Annotated in this window: 1 pseudogene; it reads left to right on the top strand. The window is 74.5% G+C overall.

Going from position 1 to position 9,641, the window contains the following annotated elements:
- Positions 1 to 62 precede the first annotated feature (62 nt).
- Positions 63 to 9,626, top strand: a pseudogene (locus ACIF6L_RS21230) (type I polyketide synthase); the annotation flags it as partial.
- Positions 9,627 to 9,641: the final 15 nt, after the last annotated feature.

The following is a 9,641-nucleotide window of genomic DNA, read 5'->3' as shown; positions in this document are numbered from 1 at the left end:
TCCACACCGCCTGCCGTATGCGACCGACCAGGGAGTGACCGCGCGTGTCCGACGAATCCAAGCTCCGCGAATACCTCAAGCGTTCGATCGCCGACGCGCGTGACGTGCGGAGGCAGCTCGAAGAGGTCCAGGAGAAGGCGAACGAGCCCATCGCCATCGTCGGCATGGCCTGCCGGTTCCCCGGCGGGGTCGACTCGCCCGAGGACCTGTGGCAGCTGGTCGCCGACGGCGTCGACGCCATCGGCGGGCTGCCGACCGACCGGGACTGGGAGCTCGACCGGCTCTACGACCCCGACCCGGAGGCCGCCGGTCACAGCTACGCCCGGGACGGCGGATTCCTCTACGACGCGGGCCTGTTCGACGCGGGCTTCTTCGGCATCTCGCCGCGGGAGGCGCTGGCCATGGACCCGCAGCAGCGGCTGCTGCTGGAGACGGCGTGGGAGGCCTTCGAGCACGGGGGCATCGACCCGGTTGCGCTGCACGGCAGCCGGACCGGGGTGTTCGTCGGGGCGAGCGGCCACGAGTACGGCCCCCGCGTCGACGAGACCCCGGCCGAGGTGGAGGGGCTCGTCCTCACCGGCGGCGCACCCAGCATCATGTCCGGCCGGGTCGCCTACACCTTCGGCTTCACCGGTCCGACCCTGACCGTCGACACCGCCTGCTCCTCCTCGCTGGTGGCCCTGCACCTGGCGGCGCAGGCCCTGCGCAACGAGGAGTGCCCGCTCGCGGTGGCCGCCGGGGTCACGGTCATGTCCACCCCCCGGACTTTCGTGGAGTTCTCGCGGCAGCGGGTCGGCGCGCCGGACGGCCGCTGCAAGTCGTTCTCGGCCGAGGCCGACGGCGCAGGCTGGTCGGAGGGTGTGGGGGTGCTGCTGCTGGAGCGGCTCTCGGACGCCCGGCGGCTCGGCCACCGGGTCTGGGCGGTGCTGCGCGGCAGTGCGGTGAACCAGGACGGTGCGTCGAACGGTCTGACGGCGCCGAACGGTCCTTCGCAGGAGCGGGTGATCCGGCAGGCGTTGGCGAGTGCGGGGTTGTCGGCGGCGGATGTGGACGCGGTGGAGGCGCACGGGACGGGGACGCGGTTGGGTGACCCGATCGAGGCGCACGCGCTGCTGGCGACGTACGGCCAGGACCGTGCCGAGGGCGAGCCGCTCTGGTTGGGCTCGGTGAAGTCGAACATCGGCCACACCCAGCACGCGGCGGGGATGGCCGGCGTGATCAAGATGGTGCTGGCGATGCAGCACGGGGAACTGCCCCGGAGCCTGTACGCGAAGGAACCGTCGCCGTTCATCGACTGGTCGGCCGGGGCGGTGGAGTTGCTGGGCGAGGCCCGGGAGTGGTTCCTGGGTGACCGTCCGCGTCGCGCCGGGGTCTCCTCGTTCGGGATCAGTGGCACGAACGCGCATGTGATCCTCGAAGAGGGGGATCCGGCGGCGGTCGCGGTGGGCGGTGACCGGGCGGCGATGCCGGTGGTGCCGTGGGTGGTGTCGGCGCGGTCGGCGGAGGCACTGGGCGGGCAGCTGGCCCGGGTGGCGGAGCTGGCTTCCTCGGGCGATGTCGACCCGGTGGATGTCGGGTGGTCGTTGGCGACGTCGCGGGCGGTGCTGGAGCACCGGGCGGTGGTGCTGGGTTCGGATGTCGTCACCGCCGGGGCGGGTGCGGTGCGGACCGGTGTGGGGTTCCTGTTCGCGGGCCAGGGTGGTCAGCGGGCGGGCATGGGGCGGGAGTTGTACGAGGCGTTCCCGGTGTTCCGGGCGGCGTTCGACGAGGTGTGCGCGGTGCTCGACGCGCCGGTGGCCGAGGTCGTCGCCTCGGGTGAGGGGCTGGGTCGTACGGGGTTGGCGCAGCCGGCGCTGTTCGCGCTGGAGGTGGCGCTGTTTCGGCTGCTCTCTTCCTGGGGTGTGGCACCGCGTGTGCTGGTGGGGCATTCGGTGGGTGAGATCGCGGCGGCGCATGTGGCCGGGGTTCTGGATCTGGTGGACGCGTGTGCGTTGGTGTTGGCGCGGGCGAGGTTGATGGACGCGCTGCCCGCCGGTGGGGCGATGGTCGCGGTGGAGGCGGCCGAGGAGGAGGTCCTCGCGCTGCTCGCCGGGCTCGCGCAGGTGGGTGTCGCGGCGGTCAACTCGCCGACGTCGGTGGTGGTTTCGGGCGTGGAGGGCGCGGTTCGTGCGGTTGTCGAGGCGCTGCCGGGCCGCCGGACCAAGCGGCTGGAGGTGAGTCACGCGTTCCACTCCCCGTTGATGGCTCCGATGCTGGAGGACTTCCGTGCGGTGGTGTCGGGTCTGGCCTTCCACCCGCCGCGTATTGCGGCGGTCTCGACCGTCACCGGCCTGCCGGTCGAGAACGAGTGGTGCGACCCGGCCTACTGGGTGGAGCACGTGTCCCGCACGGTCCGCTTCGCGGACGCGGTCGAGGCGGCGGGTGTGGGCGCCTGGGTCGAACTCGGCCCGGACGGTGTGCTCTCCGCCCTCGTCGAGGCTGCCGCGCCCGCGCTGCGCGGGGACCGGCCGGAGGCCCGCCAGGCGGTGACGGCCCTCGCGCACGCCTTCGTCCACGGTGCCGATGTCGACTGGCCGGCGCTGTTCGCGGGGCATGACCCGCGTCTGGTCGAGCTGCCGACGTACGCCTTCCAGCGCGAACGCTACTGGCTGAAGCCGGCGACACGCACCGGGGCGGGCAGCCCGGTCTCCCGCGATTCCCTGCTCTACCAGGTGGGTTGGCAACCACTCGACCTGCCGCTCCGGGATGCCGTGCCCGGCACCTGGCTGGTCGTCACATCGCCCGGACCGGACCGGGACGAGCTCCTGGCGGAGGCCGCCCGGCGCCTGGGGACCCTGGTCGAGAACGTCGTCCGGGTCGAGCTCGACCCCGCCGTCGAGCTCGACGAGCAGGCGGTCGCCGGGCTGCTGCGCCGGATCGCGGGCGAGGCGCCCCTCGCGGGCGCGGTGTCGCTGCTCGGTCCGCGTGCGGGGGCGCTGGTGGCGGTCGCCCGTGCGCTGGACACGATCCCGCTGTGGTGCCTCACGCGCAACGCCGTGGCGGCCACCGCCGAGGATCCGGCGGTGGATCCGGACGGCGCCGGCCCGTGGGCGGTCGCGCGTGTGCTCGGCTGGGAGCTGGCCGAGAGCTGGGGCGGAGTCGTCGACCTGCCCGCCGCGCCGACCGAGGAGGACTGGAACCGCCTGCGCGACGTGCTGGCCGCCGGCCAGGACGCGGACGATCAGCTTGCCGTGCGGGCCGGGCGGGTCCTCACCCGGCGGCTGCGGCCCGCGCGCGCCGGGGGCAGCGCGGTCGGCCTGAGCGGAACGGTCGCGGTCGTCGGTGACCTCGGGCCCCGGGCCGGTGTGCTCGCGGACTGGCTGCTGGGCGTCGGCGCCGACCGGGTCGTCCTGGTCGGCGCACCGGGCGGCACGGGCCGGGCGGACGAGGGAGTCGGCGAGCCCGGACTCCCGGACCGGGTCGAGCGCGCGGAGTGGAACGCCGCCACCCGGGCGGAGCTCGCCGGGAGCGCCGTCGTCCTGCTCGAAGAAGCACACGGCGACACCACGACCCTGACGGCCGAGCAGTGGCACCGGCTGGTCACCGCCCGGACGGAACAGCTGAAGGACCTGCACGAGTGGGCCGGGGCCGGGATGCTGCTGGTGCTCTGCTCCGCCGTCGGCGTCATCGGCGGCGCCGCGTCGCCCACAGTGACCCAGACCGCGGCGGAGGCCGTGGTCCGGCACCGCCGGTCCCTGGGCCTTCCCGGGCTGTCGGTGGCCGTCGGCCCGGACGAGGACGGGCCGGGCGCCCTCGGGTTCCGCCCGGTCGGTCTGCGCGAGGCGCTGGGGCTGGTGAGCACCGGCCGGGAGAACACCGTCGTCGCCGACGTCGACTGGGAGCAGGTGGTCTCGGCGCCGACCGTGGCGCGCGCCCACCGCTTCGTCGCCGAGCTGCCCGAGGTCAGGGCCCTGCTCGGGGCGGACGCCCGGGCACTGCGCGACCGGCTCGCCGGTCTGGCGGACGCGGACCGCCGCCAGGCGCTCGTCGCCCTGGTCCGGACCGAGGTCGCCGAGGTGCTCGGCTACGCGGAGTCCGGGCCCCTGGAGACCGCCCGCGCCTTCACCGAGCTCGGGCTGACCTCGCTGACCGCCGTCGACCTGCGCAATCGCCTGAACGCGCGGACCGGCCTCCGCCTGGCCGTCTCGCTCGCCTTCGACCGCCCCACGGTCGAGGCGGTCGCGGACCACCTGGCGGCGGAACTGCTCGGTGCGGACGACGACCGACTGCCCGTCGCACCGGCCGTGGTCACCGACGAACCGATGGCGATCGTCGGCATGGCGTGCCGCTTCCCCGGCGGGATCGGCTCGCCGGAGGACCTGTGGCGGGTCGTCGCCGACGGTGCCGACATGATCGAGCCGTTCCCCACCGACCGCGGCTGGAACATCGAGGACCTCTACGACCCGGACGCCGGCGCCCCGGGAAAGACCTACACCGCCGAGGGCGGCTTCCTCCGGGGGGCGACCGAGTTCGATGCCGGGTTCTTCGGGATCTCGCCGCGGGAGGCGCTGGGCATGGACCCGCAGCAGCGCCAACTGCTGGAGACGGCGTGGGAGGCGTTCGAGCAGGCCGGCATCGACCCCGCGGCGCTGCGCAACAGCCCGACCGGGGTGTTCGTCGGCGGCAACGGCCAGGACTACGCGACGTCCATGACCCGCGTCCCGGCCGGCGTCGACGGGTACCTGATGACCGGCAACGCGGCCAGTGTGCTGGCCGGCCGGATCGCCTACACCTTCGGCTTCACCGGTCCGACCCTGACCGTGGACACCGCCTGTTCTTCGTCGCTGGTGGCGCTGCACCTGGCGGTGCAGGCGTTGCGCGGTGGTGAGTGTGCGTTGGGTGTGGTGGGTGGGGTGACGGTGATGTCGTCGCCGGGGACGTTCGTGGAGTTCTCGCGGCAGCGGGGGTTGGCGGCGGACGGTCGGTGCAAGTCGTTCTCGGCGGACGCGGACGGGACGGGTTGGTCGGAGGGTGTGGGGGTGCTGCTCGTGGAGCGGCTGTCCGATGCCCGTCGGTTGGGTCACCGGGTGTTGGCGGTGGTGCGGGGCAGTGCGGTGAACCAGGACGGTGCGTCGAACGGTCTGACGGCGCCGAACGGTCCTTCGCAGGAGCGGGTGATCCGGCAGGCGTTGGCGAGTGCGGGGTTGTCGGCTGCGGATGTGGACGCGGTGGAGGCGCACGGGACGGGGACGCGGTTGGGTGACCCGATCGAGGCGGAGGCGTTGCTGGCGACGTACGGGCGCGGGCGGGATGCGGACCGGCCGCTGTATCTGGGGTCGGTGAAGTCGAACATCGGGCATACGCAGGCGGCCGCGGGTGTGGCCGGTGTGATCAAGATGGTGATGGCGCTGCGCAGCGGTCTGCTGCCGCGTTCCCTGCACCTGGACACCCCGACACCCCACGTCGACTGGTCCAAGGGCGCCGTCGAGCTGTTGAGCGAAGCCCGGGAGTGGGCTTCTGGCGAGCGTCCGCGTCGCGCCGGCATCTCCTCCTTCGGTGCGAGCGGCACGAACGCGCATGTGATCGTGGAGGAGGGGGATCCGGCGGCGGTCGCGGTGGACGGTGACCGGGCGGCGATGCCGGTGGTGCCGTGGGTGGTGTCGGCGCGCTCGCCGGAGGCACTGGGCGGGCAGCTGGCCCGGGTGACCGAGCTGGCCTCCTCGGGCGATGTCGACCCGGTGGACGTGGGCTTCTCGTTGGCGACGTCGCGGGCGGTATTCGAGCACCGGGCGGTGCTACTGGGCGCCGACGGCTCCGAACTCGTCGCGGCCGAGCCGGTGCTGTCCTCGCCGGGTGCGGTGCGGACCGGTGTGGGGTTCCTGTTCGCGGGCCAGGGTGGTCAGCGGGTAGGCATGGGGCGGGAGTTGTACGAGGCGTTCCCGGTGTTCCGGGCGGCGTTCGACGAGGTGTGTGCGGTGCTCGACGCGCCGGTGGCCGAGGTCGTCGCCTCGGGTGAGGGGCTGGGTCGCACCGGGTTGGCGCAGCCGGCGCTGTTCGCGCTGGAGGTGGCGCTGTTCCGGCTGCTCACCTCCTGGGGTGTGGCTCCCCGTGTGCTGGTGGGGCATTCGGTGGGTGAGATCGCGGCGGCGCATGTGGCCGGGGTTCTGGATCTGGTGGACGCGTGTGCGTTGGTGTCGGCGCGGGCGAGGTTGATGGACGCGCTGCCCGCCGGTGGGGCGATGGTCGCGGTGGAGGCGGCCGAGGAGGAGGTTCTCCCGCTGCTCGCCGGGCTCGCGGAGGTGGGTGTCGCGGCGGTCAACTCGCCGACGTCGGTGGTGGTTTCGGGTGAGGAGGACGCGGTTCGTGCGGTTGTCGAGGCGCTGCCGGGCCGCCGCACCAAGCGGCTGGAGGTGAGTCACGCGTTCCACTCCCCGTTGATGGCTCCGATGCTGGAGGACTTCCGTGCGGTGGTGTCGGGTCTGGCCTTCCACCCGCCGCGTATTGCGGCGGTCTCGACCGTCACCGGCCTGCCGGTCGACGGTGAGTGGTGCGACCCGGCCTACTGGGTGGAGCACGTGTCCCGCACGGTCCGCTTCGCGGACGCCGTCACCGAAGCCGGTGTGGACGCCTGGGTCGAACTCGGCCCGGACGGTGTGCTCTCCGCCCTCGTCGACGCTGCCGCGCCCGCGCTGCGCGGGGACCGGCCGGAGGCCCGCCAGGCGGTGACGGCCCTCGCGCATGCCTTCGTCCACGGTGCCGATGTCGACTGGCCGGCGCTGTTCGCGGGTCATGAACCGCGTCTGGTCGAGCTGCCGACGTACGCGTTCCAGCGCGAACGCTACTGGCTGGAGCCCGTCGCGGGTGACGTCGCCTCCGCCGGACTCACCGACGCCGCCCACCCGCTGCTCGCCGCCGTCGTCGAACTCCCCGACGGCGGAACGGTGCTGACCGGGCGGATCTCCCTCGCCACCCACCCCTGGCTCACCGGCCATGCGGTCCTGGGTTCGGTCCTGCTGCCGGGCTCGGCCTTCGTCGAGCTGGTGCTGACGGCCGGGCGGCGCGTCGGGTGCCCGAGGCTGGACGAGCTGGTGCTGTCCGCTCCGCTGGTGCTGCCGCGCTCGGGGGCCGTCCAGCTCCAGGTCGTGGTGGAGGCTCCGGACGGTTCGGGCAGCCGGGCCGTGGCGGTGTACTCGCGGCCGGCCGCCGACGACGCCGATCCCGAGTGGACCCAGCACGTGACGGGTTCGGTGGGTGCGGCCGAGGCGGAGCCCGGCGCGGGGGCCGACCAGCCGGCCGGCGATGCCGTCGAGCGCGATCTGACCGGCCTGTACGAGGAGTTGACCGATCGGGGCTATGCCTATGGCCCGGTGTTCCAGGGCCTGCGACGGCTCTGGAAGGCGGGTGACGAGGTCGTCGCGGAGATCGAGCTGCCCTCGGGCGCGCCCGGTGCGACCGGCGACTACGTCCTCCACCCCGCCCTGCTCGACGCGGTGGTGCACCCGTTGCTGCCGGGCGTGGTGGACGACGAGCGGGCGGCCGGGCTGCCGTTCGCCTGGAGCGGGGTGAGCGTGTTCGCGCCGGGGACGTCGCGGCTGCGGGTGCGGATCGTGCCGGTCGGTCCGGACACGGTGTCGCTGCACATGGCGGACGACGGCGGTCGGACGGTCGCCAGGATCGACTCCCTGGCGTGGCGGGAGGTGACCGCGGATGCCGTTCGGTCCGCCGGTCACGACGCGCTGTTCGAGGTGGTGTGGCAGCCGGTCGAGCCGGTGTCGGCGGCAGGCCCGGCGGAGTCCACCACGACGTGGGCGGTGCTCGGCGCACCGAGTGACGAACTCCCGCTCCACTACGCTGATGTGGCCGCGCTCGGTGCCGCGCTCGACGCGGGGGCGCCGCTGCCGCCGGTCGTGCTGGCCCGGCTGGCCGCCGGTGACCCGGCCGACCCGGCCACCACGGTGGGTGACGCGCTGGAGCTGGTCCAGGCCTGGTTGGCGGACACGCGGCTGACCGGGGCCCGGCTGGTGGTCGTCACCACCGGCGCCACCGGCGCCGCCGCTCCCGCCGCTCCCGCCGCTCCCGCCGGCCCGGACGCCACCGGCCCCACCGTCGTCGACCTGGCCGGAGCCGCGGCCTGGGGCCTGCTGAAGTCGGCGCAGACCGAGCACCCCGACCGGCTGGTGCTGGTCGACGTCGACGACCTGGACGCGGCCTGGCCGCTGCTGCCGGGCGCGGTGGCCTCCGGTGAGCCGCAACTGGCCCTGCGAGCAGGCACCGTACTGGCCCCCAGGGTGGCCCGGCCGTCGGCCGGGGGCGACGCCCCGGTGGCGTTCCCGGCCACGGGGACGACGCTGATCACCGGTGGTACCGGTGTGCTGGGCGGGATGTTCGCCCGCCACCTGGTGCGCACCCACGGCGTCCGCCGGCTGCTGCTGGCCGGCCGCCGGGGCCCGGACGGACCGGGCGTCGCCGAACTCGTCCGGGAGCTGGAGGAGTCGGGCGCCGAGGTCGAGGTGGCGGCCTGTGACGTGACCGACCGGGCGGCGCTGGCCGCGCTGCTGGCCGCCGTCCCCGCCGAGCACCCGCTGACCGCCGTCCTGCACCTGGCCGGGGTGGCCGACGACGGCGTCATCGACTCGCTGACCCGCCGCCGGGTCGCCGACGTGCTCGCGCCCAAGGCGGACACCGCCTGGCACCTGCACGAGCTGACCCTCGGCCTGGACCTGTCGGCGTTCGTCGTGTTCTCCTCGGTCGCCGCCACCTTCGGGGCGCCCGGACAGGGCAACTACGCGGCCGCCAACGGCTATCTGGACGCCCTGGCGCTGCACCGCCGGGCCCGGGGCCTCCCGGCGCTGGCCCTGTCCTGGGGCCTGTGGGCACGGGAGAGCGGCATCACCGGCCGGCTCGGCGCGGCGGACCTGCGCCGGCTCGCCCGGGCCGGGATCATCGCGCTGGACGACGCCACCGGCCTCGACCTGTTCGACGCGGCGCTCGCGGCGGGGCGGCCGTGGCTGCTGCCGATGCGGCTGGACACCAAGGCCCTGCGGGCCCAGGGCGAGGCGATGCCCGCGGTGCTGCGCGGCCTGGTCGGCCGGCCCCGGCGGGCCGGCGCGGCGGCCGGGGCGCCCGAGGAGACCCTGGTGGACCGGCTGGCGCGCACCGCGCCGGAGGACCGGGACGGGCTGATCGACGAGGTGGTGTGCCGCGAGATCGCGGTCGTCCTCGGCCACGCCGGGGCCGACGGGATCGACCGCGACCGGACCTTCGCGGAGCTGGGTTTCGACTCGCTGACCGCGGTGGACCTGCGCAACCGGCTGACCGCCCTGGCGGGGCGGCGCCTGCCGGCCACGCTGGCCTTCGACTACCCGACGCCGACCGCGCTGGTGGGCTATCTGCGCACCGAACTGCGGGCGCGGGTGCCGGAGGCCGGCCACCCGGTGCTGGACCGGCTGGAGGCGCTGGAGGCCACCACGGGCACGACCGGGCTCGACCCCGCCACCCGGGAGCAGGCGGTGGAGCGGCTGCGCGCGCTGCTCTCCCATTGGACGGCCGACACCGAGGCGGCCCAGGTCACCGAAAGGCTGGCCGACGCCTCCGCCGACGAGGTCTACGACTTTGTCACCAGGGAACTCGGGATCTCCCTCAGCTGAGCACGTCTGTACGCG

Source organism: Kitasatospora sp. NPDC086009, from assembly GCF_044540385.1.
Lineage (GTDB): Bacteria > Actinomycetota > Actinomycetes > Streptomycetales > Streptomycetaceae > Kitasatospora.
The sequence above is the reverse complement of the archived record's forward strand: the minus strand, read 5'-3'. Positions and strand labels throughout refer to the sequence as shown.